Source organism: Profundibacter amoris (assembly GCF_003544895.1).
In the GTDB taxonomy this organism is placed as follows: Bacteria; Pseudomonadota; Alphaproteobacteria; order Rhodobacterales; family Rhodobacteraceae; genus Profundibacter; species Profundibacter amoris.
Map to the genome: position 1 here is coordinate 1365498 of NZ_CP032125.1, position 14329 is coordinate 1379826.

The 14329-nt window shown below is 58.0% G+C and carries 14 protein-coding genes and 1 tRNA gene; 9 read left to right on the forward strand and 6 right to left on the reverse strand.

The genetic code is table 11. The features are described from left to right. Positions 1-11: 11 nt before the first annotated feature. Positions 12-1004: an acryloyl-CoA reductase gene (acuI, locus tag BAR1_RS06840; protein WP_118942328.1), complete on the forward strand. Its 993-nt coding sequence runs from the start codon at positions 12-14 to the stop codon at positions 1002-1004. A 76-nt stretch (positions 1005-1080) separates the two neighbouring features. Here the strand turns inward: acuI and BAR1_RS06845 are convergent, their stop codons facing one another. Both BAR1_RS06845 and BAR1_RS06850 read right to left on the reverse strand, forming a co-directional pair. Beyond that, positions 1081-1461 (reverse strand): nuclear transport factor 2 family protein, encoded by a 381-nt coding sequence (locus tag BAR1_RS06845; RefSeq protein ID WP_118942329.1) that lies wholly within the window; start codon positions 1459-1461, stop codon positions 1081-1083. A gap of 63 nt (positions 1462-1524) precedes the next feature. Next, the gene (locus BAR1_RS06850; protein WP_118942330.1) at positions 1525-2094 is read right to left on the reverse strand and encodes a carboxymuconolactone decarboxylase family protein; all 570 of its coding nucleotides are present in this window, start codon (positions 2092-2094) and stop codon (positions 1525-1527) included. 166 nt (positions 2095-2260) lie between these two features. On the opposite strand from BAR1_RS06850, the gene BAR1_RS06855 reads away from it, so the two are divergent. The 7 genes from BAR1_RS06855 (at position 2261) to BAR1_RS06885 (ending at position 9819) form a co-directional block, all read left to right on the forward strand. Continuing rightward, a complete protein-coding gene (locus tag BAR1_RS06855) occupies positions 2261-2800 on the forward strand; it encodes a TetR/AcrR family transcriptional regulator (protein ID WP_162891688.1) in 540 nt (179 codons plus the stop codon). A gap of 81 nt (positions 2801-2881) precedes the next feature. Continuing rightward, on the forward strand, positions 2882-4111 hold the full coding sequence (locus tag BAR1_RS06860; protein ID WP_118942332.1) for an aminotransferase class V-fold PLP-dependent enzyme: 1230 nt from the start codon (positions 2882-2884) through the stop codon (positions 4109-4111). 42 nt (positions 4112-4153) lie between these two features. Next, positions 4154-4594 carry a TrgA family protein gene (locus BAR1_RS06865; RefSeq protein ID WP_118942333.1) on the forward strand — a complete coding sequence of 147 codons (441 nt, stop codon included), beginning with the start codon at positions 4154-4156 and terminating at the stop codon, positions 4592-4594. 3 nt (positions 4595-4597) lie between these two features. Further along, positions 4598-5725 (forward strand): NUDIX domain-containing protein, encoded by a 1128-nt coding sequence (locus BAR1_RS06870; protein WP_118942334.1) that lies wholly within the window; start codon positions 4598-4600, stop codon positions 5723-5725. A 53-nt stretch (positions 5726-5778) separates the two neighbouring features. Next, positions 5779-6816 (forward strand): cysteine synthase A, encoded by a 1038-nt coding sequence (locus BAR1_RS06875; protein WP_118942335.1) that lies wholly within the window; start codon positions 5779-5781, stop codon positions 6814-6816. Further along, entirely contained in the window at positions 6816-9179 is a 2364-nt protein-coding gene (locus tag BAR1_RS06880; RefSeq protein ID WP_162891689.1) for a DUF3772 domain-containing protein, read from the forward strand. The genes BAR1_RS06875 and BAR1_RS06880 overlap by 1 nt, the downstream gene beginning before the upstream one ends. A 64-nt stretch (positions 9180-9243) precedes the next feature. Beyond that, positions 9244-9819, forward strand: a complete 576-nt coding sequence (locus tag BAR1_RS06885) for an ABC-2 family transporter permease (protein WP_118942337.1) — start codon at positions 9244-9246, stop codon at positions 9817-9819. A 69-nt stretch (positions 9820-9888) separates the two neighbouring features. On the opposite strand, the gene BAR1_RS06890 is transcribed toward BAR1_RS06885, so the two are convergent. Continuing rightward, on the reverse strand, positions 9889-10503 hold the full coding sequence (locus tag BAR1_RS06890) for an HdeD family acid-resistance protein (RefSeq protein ID WP_118942338.1): 615 nt from the start codon (positions 10501-10503) through the stop codon (positions 9889-9891). Between the two features lie 175 nt (positions 10504-10678). Here BAR1_RS06890 and BAR1_RS06895 point away from each other — a divergent pair. Beyond that, positions 10679-10768, forward strand: a tRNA-Ser gene (locus tag BAR1_RS06895). Positions 10769-11084: 316 nt separating this feature from the next. Here BAR1_RS06895 and BAR1_RS06900 read toward each other — a convergent pair. Genes BAR1_RS06900 through BAR1_RS06910 form a run of 3 tightly spaced genes read right to left on the reverse strand, consistent with a single transcriptional unit; the run spans position 11085 to position 14329 of the window. Further along, positions 11085-12002 (reverse strand): arginase family protein, encoded by a 918-nt coding sequence (locus BAR1_RS06900; RefSeq protein WP_118942339.1) that lies wholly within the window; start codon positions 12000-12002, stop codon positions 11085-11087. Between the two features lie 52 nt (positions 12003-12054). Next, a complete protein-coding gene (locus tag BAR1_RS06905) occupies positions 12055-12720 on the reverse strand; it encodes a peptidoglycan DD-metalloendopeptidase family protein (RefSeq protein WP_118942340.1) in 666 nt (221 codons plus the stop codon). A 7-nt stretch (positions 12721-12727) separates the two neighbouring features. After that, complete coding sequence (locus BAR1_RS06910; RefSeq protein ID WP_118942341.1) at positions 12728-14329, reverse strand: GMC family oxidoreductase; 1602 nt, start codon at positions 14327-14329, stop codon at positions 12728-12730.

Here is a 14329-nt window from a genome sequence, read left to right on the forward strand (position 1 = left end):
AGGAAACCGACATGACATTCAACGCATTGATCGTCGAAAAGAACGACGAAGGCAAAACCAGCGCATCCGTGCAGCAGATTTCCGAAGACCAACTGCCCGAATCCGATGTCACCGTAGCGGTGGAATATTCCACCGTGAACTATAAGGACGGGCTATGCATCGGGCCCGGTGGCGGTTTGGTGCGCAACTATCCGCATATCCCGGGGATTGATTTTGCCGGCACCGTGGAAACCTCGTCGGACGACCGCTACAAACCGGGCGACAAAGTGGTGCTGACCGGCTGGCGCGTGGGCGAGGCCCATTGGGGCGGCTATGCGCAAAAGGCACGGGTGCGGGCCGACTGGCTTGTGCCACTGCCCGAGGGGCTGACCACACGCCAGGCCATGGCCGTGGGCACGGCGGGGTTCACCGCGATGCTGGCGGTGATGGCGCTGCAGGATCACGGGCTGAAACCCGGTCACGGTCCGGTGCTGGTGACAGGGGCTGCGGGGGGGGTCGGCTCGGTTGCCACCGCCATTCTGGCAAATCTTGGTCACGAGGTTGCAGCGGTAACAGGCCGTCCCGAGGCGGCCGATTACCTGAAATCCCTTGGCGCCACCCAAATCGTGCCGCGCGAGGACATCAACGAGACCACCAAACACCCGCTCGAGGCCGAAACGTGGACAGGCTGTGTCGATGCGGTTGGCGGCGACATGCTGGCGCGGGTGCTGGGGCAGATGAAATACGGGGCTTCGGTTGCCGCTGTGGGGCTGGCCGGCGGGGCGCAGTTGAACGCCACCGTCATTCCGTTCCTGCTGCGCGGGGTGAACCTGCTGGGCATTGATAGCGTGATGCAACCATTTGATAACCGCGTCAAAGCATGGCAACGGATCGCGCAGGATCTGCCGATGGACAAGCTGGAAGCGATGATCCAACCTGCGACGCTGAGCGATCTGCCGCAACTGGGCCGTGACATCCTGAAGGGGCAGGTCAAGGGGCGCGTTGTGGTGGATGTGAACGCCTGAATGAACTGAAAAGGGTTTCCCCGTTGCAACCACGCAATGGGGGAACCAGCCTTTTGAATAGGGCTTTGGCTATATCCTAGAAAAGCCCGTTATCGTTTTTCGACGTATCCGGCACGATTTGCAGCACATCCCAGTGCTCGACGATTTTACCCGCATCATCAAATCTGAAAATGTCGATGCCCGCGTAATCATCGCTGTTTGGCCAAATCTGATGGCAATGCAGAACGACATAATTCCCTTCTGCAATCGCCCGTTTGAAATGCACGCTCTTGCCCGGATACTCCTGCGCCATCTGCTCGAAATAGGTGATGAAGGCGTCTTTGCCGTCGGCAACATGGGGGTTATGCTGGATATACACGTCGCCTGCATATTTCTCGATCGCCTGGCGGGGCTGGCACTTGTTGAACATTAGGTCATAAAAGGCTTGGGCATTGGCTTTGTTTGCATCGGGGGTCATCGGCATATCCATCTATATCGGGGGGGTGCGGCAAGTGGTTCTGATCCCCCTTGCCAGTATAGTTTATTCCGCAACCTTGTAACCCGCAAACGCCGCGTCCACCTCGGTTGCCGCCAGGTGGTTCACGAAATTCGAATAAGTCTTGCAGGCAATCGCCTGCACGATCCCCAGCACATGCTGCGATGTGAACCCTGCGGCAAGGAACGTATCCACTTCGGGTTTGTCCGGCATGCCGCGCTTTTCGACCATGCTGCGGGTGAATGTGGCCAGCGCGTTCAGTTTGGCATCGGGCAGGGGGGTGCCTTCGCGCAACGCCGCCAGATCAGCGGCGGGGAGTTTGGACAATTTGTCGGCAATCATCGAATGGGCCGCCGTGCAATAGGTGCAACCGTTCACGGCACTTACACTCAGGAACACGGTTTCTTGTTCAGGCGGGGTGAAGCCGGCGTCGTTGCGAAAGCTGGCATAGGCGGCCATATAGCCCTCGAGCACCCCGGGCAGCGCCCCCATATAGCCATACATATTCGGTATAAACCCCAGTTTTGACTGGGTACTTTTTAGAATTGCCGCAACAGAAGCAGTGGCAGTTTCGGGGGTCACAGGGGTTATGTCGAGCAGGGGTTGGCGTGTCATGCAGTGTCCTTTTTTAATAATAGAATGATCGTTACATATATTGCGCGACGCCCCATAGCCAGTTAATAATAGAACGATGAGTTCAAATATAAGTGATCATATCCCCCAAAGCCGCCCACGCGGTCGGCCGCGCGGTTTTAACAAACCCGCCGCGCTGGACGCTGCGATGCGGGTTTTCTGGACGCATGGCTATGCCGGGGCCTCGATCGGGATGTTAAGCGATGCGATGCATGTGCCGCGCGCCACGCTCTATCAGTTGTTCGGCGACAAAGAGGGACTGTTCAAGGCGGCGGTTGCCCATTACGGCGAGGTCAGCTTTGCCTCGGTGATGGAGAAACTGGACAGCAGCGGTGATCTGCACACCGATCTGAACGGGTTTTTCACCGGGCTGATTGATTTTGCCACCAAAGACCCCGAAACGCTGGGCTGTCTGATTGCCGTGGCGCTGGCCGATGCGGCAGGCAGCAACAAGAACATGCGCGATATGCTGGCAGGGCGGTTCGGCATGGTGGAAAACACCCTGAAAACCCGCCTGCAACGGGCACAGGACAAGGGCCAGATCCCTGCCAGTCCGAATGCAGGTGATCTGGCGATGATGCTGGCCGCCACCGCACGCGGGCTGATGGTGCGGGCACGCACGGGGTGTGCTGCCGAAGAAATGTATCCGGCGGCGCGCACTGTGGTTGACCTGTGTTGCGGGAAATAGGCCAAGGGTTTGATTTTGCATTTACAAGATCGGGAATTCCCCCCAAGGTCGGGGAAATTCTGACACGCTTGAGGATATGAAATGCAAAAGCCGCTAGACACCGATTTTGTGCGGGACCAATTCCCTGCGTTCAAGGAGCCGTCATTGCAGGGGCAGGCGTTTTTCGAAAATGCCGGCGGTAGCTATACTTGCAAGCCGGTGCTGGACCGTCTGTTCCGGTTCTACCACAGCCGCAAGGTGCAACCCTATGCCCCCTACGAGGCATCGCGTCTGGGCGGGGCGGAAATGGACGAGGCGCGGCAGCGACTGGCGGCAATGATGGGGGTGGATACGGATGAATTATCCTTTGGCCCTTCGACCACGCAGAACACCTATGTTTTGGCACAGGCGTTCCGGCAGTATCTGACGCCGGGTGATGCGATCATCGTCACCAATCAGGATCACGAGGCCAACACCGGCCCGTGGCGGCGATTGGCCGAAGAGGGGTTCGAGCTGCGCGAATGGCAGATGGACCCTGAAACCGGCCATCTGGACACGGCGGATCTGGAAAAGCTGCTGGATGGCAAGGTCAAGCTGGTGTGTTTTCCGCATTGCTCGAACGTGGTGGGGGAAATCAATGATGTGGTCGCGATCTGCAAAATGGTGCGGGAAAACGGCGCCTATTCCTGTGTAGATGGGGTTAGCTATGCCCCGCATGGCTTTGTTAATGTTGATGAAATAGGCGCAGATATCTATCTGTTTTCGGCCTATAAAACCTATGGGCCGCATCAGGGCATCATGGTGATCCGCCGCGCCTTGGGAATGGAGCTGCCCAATCAGGGGCATTATTTCAACGCGCCTTGCCTTTATAAACGCTTTACCCCTGCGGGGCCAGATCATGCGCAGGTCGCCGCCTGTGCTGGCATGGCCGATTATGTCGACCAGCTTTATGCGCATCACTTTGACGGGGCGGCGAATGCGGCCGGACGGGCCAAAGCGGTGCACGGGCTGATGCGCGGTGCGGAAACCGAATTGATGCAGCCGCTGCTGGATTATCTGGGGCAAAAGAATTCCGCCCGCCTGTTGGGACCAACGCAGGCCAAGGGGCGCGCGCCAACGATTGCCGTTGAACTGGAGGGTAATGCCGAAGCCGTTGCCGCCGCACTGGCGCCGCTGGGAATTATGGCAGGCGGCGGTGATTTTTACGCCGTCAGGGCCTTGCAGGCGCAAGGGATTGACCCCGAAAAGGGTGTTTTGCGATTGAGCTTTGTGCATTACACATCCAAAGCGGAAATCGACAAGCTGATCACAGCGCTTGACCAGACGCTTTAGGACGGGGATTATCCGCCCAATAGTTTTACGGAGTAGCGAGATATGCCCTCAGCAATACGTTTGGCCGGATTTGTTGTCTTTGCGGCAATGGGTTGGGTGGTTTCGGAAATGATAATCCCCTTGATGCCCGAAGGTAAAAATCCGGGTTGGTTTTCAATCTATAATGCCATTCTGGGGGCCATTCTGGGCTGGACCATGATGAAGCCGGCAGTGGCCAGAAGCCCCAGCGGCCCAATGGGCGCGGGGATTACCACAGCAGTTGCGATTGTTGTCTGGGGGCTGTTTTTCTATGCGCTGGCGGAAATGATCAAACAATCCATGCGGATGCGCTATGACGGGCCGGTCGAGGCCGTGGTCAATATCTTCCAGATCATGATGGAATACGGGGTGATGATCGCGGCTCCTGCTGTGATTATTGCTATATTCATTTTTGGCGCTATTGGCGGATTGTTTTGTGGCGCGGTTGCTAAACGCTGGCCTTAAGGGATGGAAAACCTGTTTCTTTACGGACCATTGGCGTTTGTTCCTTTGCTGGAAACGGTGGTTGGGCATAGGTTGAAATCCGGACTGGCGGTGGATGCAACCCTGACGGATTATGCCGTCTACCGGGGCAAAGAGTCCGCGTTTCAAATTATTGAACCCCAAACCGGCACCAGTGTAAAAGGGCTTTTGCTGTCTGGTCTGAATGCAGAAGAGATAGCACGGCTGGATTTTTATATGGGCGGGTTTGATAACAATCTACGCCCGCTACAGGTGGAAACAAAGAACGGTCCGGAAATGGCGCAAACCTATTTTCCATCACAGCCACATACCTATGGTGCTGAATGGAATTTGAACGATTGGCAGGCCGAATGGGGTGATCTGACAGTTCTGGCGGCCAAAGAGGCGATGGAATATTTCGGCCAGATCACTGCGGACGAACTGGCCCGCCGTTTTCCCGCGATCCGCCGCCGCGCCGCGTCATATCTGCGCGGGCAGGCAGATACGCTCAAACCTATCGCTTGGTCCCCGCGCAGCCGTGACGATGTTTTGGTCAAGGACAGCCGCATGGCCTATAGTAATTTCTATGCGATGCGGGAATACGACATCCGCTTCCGCCAGTTCGATGGCCAGATGAGCGATGTTCTGGATCGGGCCAGCTTTATCGGATTCGATGTAGCCATCGTGTTGCCCTATGACCCTGTTCTGGATCGGGTTTTGTTGGTGGAACAATTCCGCCTTGGCCCCTATGCCCGCGGCGCGCGATACCCGTGGGTGCTGGAACCTGTCGCTGGGCACATTGATTTGGGGGAAACTCCCGAGCAAGCCGCACGTCGCGAAACGGTTGAAGAGGCAGGGCTGACGTTAAGCGAGTTGATCCCGATTGCCCAAACCTATCCGTCCCCGGGCGCATCCAGCGAGTATTACCACATCTATCTGGGCATTTGCGATTTGTCGGGGCAGGGTGGCACCAACAGGGGCGAGGTTGAGGAAAACGAGGACATCCACAGCCATATCTTAAGCTTTGACGAATTGATGCAATTCGTGGATTCCGGCGAGGCCAACATCCTGCCGTTGGTATTTGCCGCCAACTGGCTTGCAAGAAACCGTGACCGGCTGCGCAGTGGCGCTTGAATACCCCCCGCCGGCTGCATAGACATAGTATAGGTCACAAAAAGGCACAGGCTTTGGACATTTGCGAAAATCTGGAACAATCCATCGGCAACACCCCGTTGATCCGCCTGAATGCGGCGAGCGAGGCCACGGGCTGTGAAATTCTGGGCAAGGCCGAATTCATGAACCCCGGCCAGTCGGTCAAGGACCGTGCGGCGCTTTATATCATCAAGGACGCCATTGCGCGCGGCGATCTGTTGCCCGGCGGCACGATTGTCGAGGGCACGGCGGGCAATACCGGCATCGGGCTGGCGCTGGTCGGGGCCTCGATGGGGTTCAAAACCGTGATCGTGATCCCCGAAACCCAAAGCCGCGAAAAGATGGATATGCTGCGTCTGGCGGGGGCCGAACTGGTGCCCGTGCCCGCCGCCCCCTACCGCAACCCGAATAATTTTGTGCGCTATTCCGGTCGTTTGGCGGAAAAGCTGGCACAATCCGAGCCCAATGGCGCGATCTGGGCTGACCAGTTCGATAATGTGGCCAACCGGCAATCCCATGTGGAAACCACCGCGCCGGAAATCTGGCAGCAGACAGATGGCAAGGTGGACGGGTTTATCTGCGCTGTCGGCTCTGGCGGAACCTTGGCGGGTGTGGCCGAGGGGCTGCGTGAACGCTCCAAAGACGTGAAAATCGGTCTGGCCGATCCCGAGGGTGCGGCGCTGTTCAGTTATTACACCACGGGCGAGTTGGCCAGCGAAGGCGGCTCGATTGCCGAAGGGATCGGGCAGATCCGGATCACCAAAAACCTTGAGGGGCTGACGGTCGACATGGCCTATCGCATCCCCGATACCGAGGCCTTGCCGATCATCTTTGATCTGGTGCAACACGAAGGGCTGGTGCTGGGCGGCTCCAGCGGTATCAACATTGCCGGCGCCATCCGCATGGCGCGGGAAATGGGGCCGGGGCATACCATTGTCACCATGCTGTGCGATTACGGCACGCGCTATCAATCCAAACTGTTCAACCCCGAATTTTTACGCGAAAAGGATTTGCCGGTGCCTGAATGGCTGGACCGCACGCCCCGCGATTTACCAAAGGTGTTTCAAGACTGATGCGGTATATGTTTCGGATAATTGCGGTTGTTGCGCTGGTGCTTGCCGGTTTTCAGGGCCTGGCCGAGGATGCGGGGCAGGGGGACAATAGCGGGCGTTCCGGTTCCGGAAGCTATCAGAAAACCATAACGAACACCCTGTCGGCCTGGGAACAGACGGCGAAACGTGCCGAAGAGGCGATTGATGCGGGGCGCGCATCGACCGCGGCGCTTGAGGAATTGCGCGGCCAGCTTGTTGAATGGCGGGACAAGTTTCTGGCAGCGCAAACCACAAACAAAAGCGCGATTGATACATTACAGGCGCAGATAACGGCCCTTGGCCCAAAACCGGAAAGTGGCGAGGAAACGCCGGAAATTGCAAACCAGCGCAAAGATCTGGAACAGCGTCTGGCCCAGTTGCAGGCCCCCGTCAAATCGGCCGAGGTGGCCTATAGTCGGGCCGACGGGCTGATCCGCGGGATCGACCAGATCATCCGCGCCCGTCAGGCCGATGCGTTGCTGGAACTTGGAGTATCCCCCCTTAATCCGGTGTATTGGAGCAAAGGTATTGCGGCACTGCAATCCTCGTTCAAGGCCATCCGAAAAGAGCTGACAGATGCCTGGTCCAGCCCCGCGCAACAGGTCCAGTTCAAGGCAAATCTGCCGCAGGTCGTGTTTCTGCTTATGGTGGCGTTGTTGTTGCTGGGGCGCGGCCGCTACTGGATGGAAAAGCTGACCTTTTCGATGCAGACAAAGGATCGCACACCGGCCCGCTGGAGCATGGCATTTTTCCTGTCGATTGCACAGGTGATCCTGCCGCTGATCGGCCTGCTGGCGCTGGTCGAGGCCCTGTATGCCACCCAGATGGTCGGTGTGCGCGGCGATATTGCTTTGTCCGCATTCGTGGCGCTGGGTGTCTTTTTCCTGTTGGCCCGCTGGCTGGGCGGACGGATTTTCCCCAAAAGCGAACATATCACCCCGCCTTTGAACCTGTCCACAACACAACGACGCAGAGGCCGTTTCTATAGCGCAACTCTGGGTGTCTTGCTGGGTCTGCAAGCGATGGTTAAATCCATCGCCAGTTTCGACAACTGGAGCGTCGAAGCCCAAATCATAGTCATCTTTCCGCTGCTGGTCATTGCCGGATATGCGCTGCTGCGTATATCGAAACTGTTGCGCCTGCATGTGCTGAACGAAAAGGTCGAAGGCGAGGAACGCAGCTACAAAAACCGCATCATCTATTATCTCAGCCGGATCGTTCTGGCGCTGGCGATTATCGGCCCGCTACTGGCTGCCATCGGCTATTTCGAGGCCGGACAATCAATCATATTCCCGACCGCGATGTCGCTTGGACTGCTCGCGTTCCTGCTGATCCTGCAACGCATGATCCTTGAAGTATACGGGTTGATCATCGGCAGCGAGGAACGTGCCCGCGAGGCGCTGATCCCTGTTCTTTTGGGCTTCATCCTTGTGCTGGCCTCGACCCCGCTGTTTGCCCTGATCTGGGGGGCAAGGGTCACGGACCTGACCGAGATGTGGGCGCGGTTTCAGGAAGGGTTCAGTTTTGGCGGCACACGGATTTCGCCATCCGATTTCCTGACCTTCGCCATCATTTTCGTGATCGGTTACATGGTCACCCGCCTGATACAGGGCACCCTGCGCACCACGGTTCTGCCGAAAACCAAACTGGACGTGGGCGGGCGCAATGCGATTGTATCAGGCGTTGGCTATATCGGGATATTCCTGTCGGCGGTGGTGGCGATCACGGCGGCGGGGATTGACCTGTCGTCACTGGCCATTGTCGCCGGTGCGCTGTCGGTCGGTATCGGTTTTGGCTTGCAAAATATCGTGTCGAACTTTGTGTCCGGCATCATCCTGCTGATTGAACGCCCCATTTCTGAGGGCGACTGGATCGAGGTCGGCGGCCAGATGGGCTATGTGCGTGATATATCCGTGCGCTCGACCCGGATCGAAACCTTTGACCGCACCGATGTGATCGTGCCCAACTCGGACCTTGTGTCGGGGGTGGTGACCAACTGGACCCGCGGCAATTCGGTCGGGCGGTTGATCGTGCCGGTCGGGGTGGCCTATGGCACCGATACCAAAATGGTCGAAGGCCTGCTGCGCGATATCGCCGAGGCGCATCCGATGGTGCTGGCCAACCCCAAGCCCTCGATCATCTTTCAGGGGTTCGGCGCGGATTCACTGGATTTCGAGATCCGCGCCATCCTGCGCGACATAAACTGGAAGCTAAGCGTAAAATCCGACATCAACCATGAAATTGCCCGCCGGTTCACCGAAGAGGGGATCGAAATACCCTTTGCCCAACGCGATGTCTGGCTGCGCAATCCCGAAGCCTTGCGGCCCAAATCGGAAGACGAGTAGCCTTGATGTTGGCGGGCAATTCTGCCCAGTTGTATATTTGTTTATTATTGCCTCGGGGGGTCCCATGAAAAAGATGATTGAAAACAGACAGGTTATTCTGCTCCTGTATATCGTTGCAATGGTGGCCGGGTATTTTGCCTTTCGCCTGCTTTACGGAGTCAGTGACAGTTTTCCTTTCAGTCAGGAATTGTTGTTGGTGTTTCTGGGGGCAATCGCCACCATCCTCATCACGGCCCTGTTGTTGAACCAGCAAACGGAACTGGAGCTGCGCAAAGAAGGGCAAGTGCTGCTGTTGGACCAGAAAAGCACAACCTATATGGCATTGATCGAGCATATCGGGGAAATCGTCGAAAAGGGGCGGCTGGATCCAGAAGGGGTGGCAGAATTGCGGGTGCTGAACCACAAGCTGGCGATGATCGGCAGTGCGGATGTGATTGGCCAGTTTAGCGATGTATTGCGGCGTCTGGATGACTCGACTGCGGATCAGGCGATCAGTGATGCGGAACAGGCGCAGATTATGCAGAGCGTTGCGGTGCTGAACTATCACATGCGTCGCGATTTGCTGGGCCGGATCGAAGGCGAGGATGACCAGCAGGTGTTGCAGAAAATTGTCGCAAACAGCAATGATCTGGAAGACTAAATAACAGGTCCTGATCCTAGCAATAGAAAATGGAAAGAGGCGCCGATTTTACGGCACCCCTTTTATGTATCAGGCCTGATTTGCCAGCTTGCGCAAGGCCAGCGCCAATGCGATTTCAAGCACACCATGCAGCAGCGCATAAAACCCGATCATCCAGCCCATTGTCACCAGACCGGCAGCAGGGTTGCCCCACAACACGATCGGAATGGCGATCCCCAGCCCAAGGCTGATCAAACCCGAAAGACCCAGCATCCATTCGCCCTCGATCTCTTTGCGCAAGCGGATTGCGGCGGCCAGCTCCAACACACCGGTAGCGATCGACCAGATCGCCAGCATGGTCCATGCGAAAATCACCAGCGATACGGCGGACAGCCCCGGCAGGATCAAAACGATGGCACCGGCAAACATCCCCAGCACACCGCGCAGAACCAGAGGCCAGAAGTGACCGCTGTTGCTGTCCTTGCCCTGAATCGCCGCGATGATCGACAAGATGCCGTCTGCCATCGCATAGGCGCCAAACAGCAGGGTCATGGCATAGACGGCCCCCAGCGGGACCCAGAAGGCCAACAGCCCGAACAGGACGGTTACCAGCCCGCTTGCCAGCACCCATCCCCATTTTGGTTTCAGGACACCAAGGGCGACAAATCCGCCTTGAATCCCTTTGTTTTCAGTTTTCTGTTCCATTTTTTCGTTCCTTTGAATGATGATCTCGTATCGCGTTGTTGCGACGACGGAGGGGCCCCGAAACCGGGGCCGGTTTTCTTAGTGCTTACCTAGGGTAAGCTTGCTCTGTTTCAAGATGAAGAAAGAAAAACTCGCCTCTTGCACTCGCAAATCTTCAAGCTATAACAGCGGCAACGGACAGGTGGCCGAGTGGTCGAAGGCGCACGCCTGGAAAGTGTGTAGGCGGGAGACCGTCTCCAGGGTTCGAATCCCTGTCTGTCCGCCACTTGCCTTCATTGAAACACGGATATGCCCCGATGCGGGGATGATTTTCTTTATGTTTCAAAGGGGTTTAGGTCCGGCGACCGAACCTGCGAGAATGGCGAAACGCCTCAATTCGCTCTCTAACCCCCGTTCCTCTCTTTTCGACCGAACCTCGGGGCGATTTGGTTCGGTCTATGAAAGTCCGATAAAACAAGGGTTTTTGGTGAATTTCGCGCCCGACCGGTTGCAGCGCCATCAAATCCTCTCACGCGATCAGAGAAAACAGAAATGGACATGGTGGGGCAAAAAATTGTGTGGCAATGAAAAGAAAGCTCTGTTCATGTGGCGTCCGGTTCTGAAAATGTTGTGGCCAGCGCCTTGGAAAACCGTTTCAGGGTAGCCATGTCAGCGTCGCCGTGGTCGGGGTTGAGCTGGGCGATGGTGACGCCGGAAAACGCGGGATGGGCGGCGAGGTGGGCCAGCGCGCTGGTGGCTTGCGCCAGGGTTGCGCCTTCGCCGTGGCGGTAGTTTTCGCCCAGGGGGCATTCGGCGAAGTCGATGACATCCACATCAAAATGCACGACCAAGCGATCAACAGGGCCGAGCAGGGCGAGCGCGCGTTTGGCGGCGGCGGCGGGGTCGGCCTGCAATTCGTCCAGAAACACCACATTCATCCGGCGGCGGATCATCGCCTCGCGCTCGGCGTTGGAATTCGAGCCTTCAAAATCCCAGCCGAGAAACACGATCTGGTCGTTTTGCAGCAAGGGCGCGCGACCGTCGAAACCGGCAAATTCCGCCACCGTGCCGTCCATTTCAAGCATATGCGCCACGCCCATCCAGTCGAGCGCGCCGCTATCGACGGTTTCGGGGGTGTTCATATCGCCGTGCATGTCCAGATAGATGACGCCGATGCGCTGGGTGGTGTCGCGGCTGGCCCCGGCAATCGCACCGACGCCATTGGTGCAATCGCCGCCCAGCACCAGATAAGTCTCGCCATTGACCACCGCTTGCGCCACGGCGTCGGCGACGTTGCGGGCGTTTTCCACCACCTGCGCCACGTTGCGGGCGCGCGGGTTGCTCGGGTCGGCGTGATAGCGAAAACCGGGCAGGTCGCCGGTATCTTTCACGGTTATACCCGCCGCCTGCATGTCGTCGAGCAAGCCCGCTGCGCGCAGCATTGCGGGGGTTTTTTCCTGTCCGGGGGCGTGGGCGGCGACACTAGAGGGCGCGCCGATCAGGGTGATTTTTTTGGTCATGGGGTCTATCCTTTTTGCGTTTTGGGCCTTTTGGGTTTCGGGCTTAGCCCTGTCATTTCTTGAAAAGCGGCAGCGGCGAGGGGCACCAGTGGTCGATCTGGGTGAGCTGCGCGGCGGTGCAATCGCCCTTGAGGGTAAAGCCCATATCGACACCGGCCTCGGTCAGCACCTGAAAATGCACATGGTAAAACCAATAGCCGTTTTCGTGGAAATCCCCAAGTTGGGCGAAGGGCGCGCCTGCTTCAATGTGCTGACCCGCCGCTGGCAGGTTGCCTTTGGCGAGATGGCCATAGAGCGTGTAAAACGGCGTAAAATGCGGGCTTTCATGGCGCAGCAGCACATAGCCGCCGTAATTGCCATCCCCTGCCTCATAGCCGCTTTCGGCCACCACCGCCGCCAGTGGCGCATGCACCGGCGTGCCTTTGGGCAGGATGACATCAAGGCCGAGGTGAAAGAAGCGCTTTTCGCCGGAAAATTGCGGTGTGCTGCCCAGCAACAGCTCGCGGTTTTCCATATAGGCCGACACTCCCCACATGTGCCGCCCGTCCATTGCCGCATCGAGCTTGCGCTGGAAATCTTGCTGGTCGCGCACGTCGATATCGTGGAAATAAGGCGAGCTGGGCGACATGTCGACAAAGAAGGGATCGCCCTTCAAGCCTTTGAAAAGCGGGTGGATATTCACGCGGTCGCTATAGGCGATATAGGGGTAATGCAGCATGGTTCGGTTAGCCCTCCAGCACCAGATCAGCGGCGCGTTCGCCGATCATGATGGATGTGGAATTGGTGTTGGCATTGGTGATCACCGGCATGACCGAGGCATCGGCGACGCGCAGCCTGTCAACGCCGTAAACCCGCAGATCGCTGTCCACCACCGCCATCGGGTCATCGCTTGCGCCTATTTTGCAGGTGCCGACGGGGTGGTAATCTCCGGCGACGTTTTCCTCGATATAGGCCTGCACATCGGCGCGGGATTTCACCTGAAAGCCCGGTTCGATCTCGTCTGCCATCAGGGCGCGCATGGCGGGCTGGTTCATCACCTCGCGGTTCAGTTCGAACGCGCGGTGCATCATGTTGGTGTCATAATCCGTGGACAGGAAATTGCACAGGATGCGTGGCGCGGCCAGCGGGTCGGCGCTGCGCAGCTTGACCCAGCCGGTGCCTTCCACCGCCACCGGCCCGCAGGAATTGGACCAGCCATGGGTCATCAGCGCGCCGCCCTCGGCGTGATCAATCACCAGCGGGCAGAACTGGAATTCGATGTCGGGATAGGGTGAGGTTTCATCGGCGCGCAGCAGCGCCGCCCCCTCCATATAATTCGTGGCCCCCGGGCCGCTGCGGGTCAACAGCCAGCGCAGACCGACCAGCCCCTTGCGGTCCAGCCGCTGATAGCGGATCGGGGAATCCTTGCGCTTGGAAAGGTATTTCGGATAGAGGATCGGATGGTCCTGCAGGTTTTGCCCGACACCGTTCAGGATTTGCGCCGGTGTGATCCCGTGCTGCGCCAGTTCATCCTCCGGCCCGATACCCGACAGCATCAGGATTTGCGGCGTGTTGAAGGCCCCGCCGGAGAGGATAACCTCCGCTTCGGCCTGCGCGCTGTGGGCTTTGCCGTTGCGGATATACTCGACCCCTGTAGCCGCGCCGTTTTTAATCACCACACGGGTCACTTGGGCGTGGTCGATGATGGTCAGGTGGGCGGTGTCGGCCACATGTTTTTGATAAGCATGCGCGGTCGAGGCGCGGGTGCCGTTTTCAATATTCATCTGGAAATGGCCAAACCCCTCGGGCGCATCGCCGTTCAGATCATCGCTGAGCGCAAAGCCCGCCTGCTGACCGGCCTCAAGGAATGCCGGATAATAATCGCACTCCATCGGGCCTTTGACCACATGCACCGGCCCGTCGGTGCCGCGCAAATCGCTCGGGGTGCCGTGCCATGTTTCCAGCCGCTTGAAATAGGGCAGCACCTCGTCAAAGCCCCAGCCCTTGGCACCGGCGCCGACCCACGCGTCAAACACTTTGGGGTGCGGGCGCAAATAGCCCATGCCGTTGATGGCGCTTGAGCCACCCAGCACCTTGCCGCGCGGCTGATACATGCGCCGCCCGTTCAGATGCGGCTCCGGCTCGCCCTCGTATTTCCAGTTGATCGCGGGGTTGAGGAAGGCATAGCCATAGGCGGCGGGCATATCCACATGCCAGAAATTGAACAGGTTGCCCTTTTTGCGCCCTGCTTCCAGCAGCAGGGTTTTCTTTTTGGCGGCAGACAGGCGCGCCGCCAGCGCCATGCCAGCCGAGCCGCCCCCGACAACGATATACTCAAAATTTTCCAT

Coding starts and splice junctions, on each gene's coding strand:
- acuI (WP_118942328.1), top strand. CDS start 12: ATGACATTCAACGCATTGATCGTCGAAAAGAACGACGAAGGCAAAACC.
- BAR1_RS06845 (WP_118942329.1), bottom strand. CDS start 1,461: ATGACCCCCGATGCAAACAAAGCCAATGCCCAAGCCTTTTATGACCTA.
- BAR1_RS06850 (WP_118942330.1), bottom strand. CDS start 2,094: ATGACACGCCAACCCCTGCTCGACATAACCCCTGTGACCCCCGAAACT.
- BAR1_RS06855 (WP_162891688.1), top strand. CDS start 2,261: ATGCGGGTTTTCTGGACGCATGGCTATGCCGGGGCCTCGATCGGGATG.
- BAR1_RS06860 (WP_118942332.1), top strand. CDS start 2,882: ATGCAAAAGCCGCTAGACACCGATTTTGTGCGGGACCAATTCCCTGCG.
- BAR1_RS06865 (WP_118942333.1), top strand. CDS start 4,154: ATGCCCTCAGCAATACGTTTGGCCGGATTTGTTGTCTTTGCGGCAATG.
- BAR1_RS06870 (WP_118942334.1), top strand. CDS start 4,598: ATGGAAAACCTGTTTCTTTACGGACCATTGGCGTTTGTTCCTTTGCTG.
- BAR1_RS06880 (WP_162891689.1), top strand. CDS start 6,816: ATGCGGTATATGTTTCGGATAATTGCGGTTGTTGCGCTGGTGCTTGCC.
- BAR1_RS06885 (WP_118942337.1), top strand. CDS start 9,244: ATGAAAAAGATGATTGAAAACAGACAGGTTATTCTGCTCCTGTATATC.
- BAR1_RS06890 (WP_118942338.1), bottom strand. CDS start 10,503: ATGGAACAGAAAACTGAAAACAAAGGGATTCAAGGCGGATTTGTCGCC.
- BAR1_RS06900 (WP_118942339.1), bottom strand. CDS start 12,002: ATGACCAAAAAAATCACCCTGATCGGCGCGCCCTCTAGTGTCGCCGCC.
- BAR1_RS06905 (WP_118942340.1), bottom strand. CDS start 12,720: ATGCTGCATTACCCCTATATCGCCTATAGCGACCGCGTGAATATCCAC.
- BAR1_RS06910 (WP_118942341.1), bottom strand. CDS start 14,329: ATGGAAAATTTTGAGTATATCGTTGTCGGGGGCGGCTCGGCTGGCATG.